We start from the raw sequence: 1,871 nt of genomic DNA, 5'->3' as shown, positions 1-1,871 counted from the left end.
TGATATGCTCCCCTTTAGGTAGACAGATTAAAAAATAAAAATCTGTTTATTGATATGCTCCCCTTTAGGTAGACAGATTAAAAAATAAAAATCTGTTTATCTAGGGGGGCATTTTTTTATGGCTCGAAGTAACCACTCAAAAGATGAAAAATTAGCAGTTCTAAGACTTCTTTACAAAGGACAAAAGACAATTTCAGAATTAGCTACTATATTCCAGGTTTCTTATAAAACCATTGAAGAATGGAACTACAAATACGAAATAGATGGAGAAATTGGCCTTGAAGAGTCCACTTCTTGGAATCCTTACTCAAAAGAGCTAAAGTTAGCAGCTGTACAAGACTATTTATCTGGACAATATTCTTTAAAAGAAGTTACAAGAAAATACAAGATTTCTGACAAATCCGTTTTGAGAAATTGGATTCAAAAGTATAATAGTCATAGAGAATTAAAGGATACCGGTAAAGGAATGACAAACTCTATGACTAATAAAAGAACAACGACGTTAGAAGAAAGAATACAGATTGTAAATTACTGTCTAGAACATCAGAAAAACTATCAGCTCTCTGCAGAAACCTATGAAGTGTCTTATCAACAGGTGTATCAATGGGTCAAAAAATTTGAAGCGAATGGTGAAGAGGCTCTGCAGGATAAACGTGGTCGCAAGAAAGAAGAACATGAATTAACAGATGAAGAAAAATTCAAGCTAGAAATGAAACGTTTAGAACGTGAAAATGAACGATTACGCGCAGAAAATGCCTTTTTAAAAAAGTTGGAAGAACTCGAAAGGAGGAATCGTTAACAAGCGTTCGTTTACAAAATAAATATAGAGCGATTCAAGAGTTACATGCGAAAGAAAATCTGCCAGTAATCCTTTTATGTGATATTGCCGGTTTATCTCGTGCTGCCTATTATAAATGGCTACAACGTACGCCAACAGTTAGAGAGCTAGAGAATAAAGCGATTCTTCAGGATATCCAAGCTATTTATCGACAAGTCGAAGGAATTTATGGATATCGAAGAATGACTTTAAATATCAATCGTAAATACAATAAAAAGTTCAATCACAAACGAATTTATCGATTAATGCAAATCAGTGGTTTACAATCCGTGATTCGTCGAAAAAGAAAGCGATATGTTTCTTCACCTGCACAACATGTCGCTGAAAATCGATTAAATCGTGAATTTACTGCAAGCAAACCCAACGAAAAATGGGTAACAGATGTGACAGAGTTCAAATTAGGAAATGGAAAGAAAGCTTATTTAAGCGCTATTCTAGATCTTTACGATGGCTCTATTATCAGTTATGTATTGGGGCATTCAAATAATAATGAATTGGTATTTAAAACGTTTGATTTAGCAATGCTTACTTTAAAAGATGGAGAACAACCGTTACTTCATAGTGATCGTGGCTATCAGTACACATCACATGGATTTAAAAGAAGAATAGATGGAGCAGAGATGATTCATAGCATGTCCCGTGTAGGCAAATGTATAGATAACGGACCAATGGAATCATTTTGGGGAACATTGAAATGTGAAAAGTATTATTTACATAAGTACCAAACATTTGAAGCGTTACAACAAGCGATTGAGGATTATATCCAGTTTTACAATAACGATAGATACCAAGAACGATTAAACGGCTTAAGCCCATTAGAATACAGGGCTAAAGCCGCTTAAAAGCTTTTTATTATTTCCACTGTCTACTTGACAGGGAGCAGTTCAGTCGTTACTTGGAGGGGATAAATAATTCTACGCTCTTTAATTTTCACTGAACTGGGCGATTCCAACGTAGCTGATATCTGAACATTTCCTTTTTCGTGTCCTTATTTAATAATAAAAACTCATCTCCTGCTTGAATCGCATAGTAG

At 34.6% G+C, this 1,871-nt stretch carries 1 protein-coding gene; it reads left to right on the top strand.

Annotated features, from left to right (window positions below; all coding sequences use genetic code 11):
- Window positions 1-118: 118 nt before the first annotated feature.
- Window positions 119-1,680 (top strand): IS3 family transposase gene (locus AC1DJN_RS21815; RefSeq protein WP_477355753.1). Its coding sequence is split into 2 segments (ribosomal slippage): window positions 119-776 and window positions 776-1,680, totalling 1,563 coding nucleotides; the frame shifts between segments, so codons are not numbered across the junction.
- The last annotated feature ends 191 nt before the right edge of the window (window positions 1,681-1,871 follow it).

Source organism: Stenotrophomonas sp. 05L414_2, from assembly GCF_056397905.1.
Note: the sequence above shows the minus strand (reverse complement) of the source record. Positions and strands in the feature narration are given on the sequence as shown.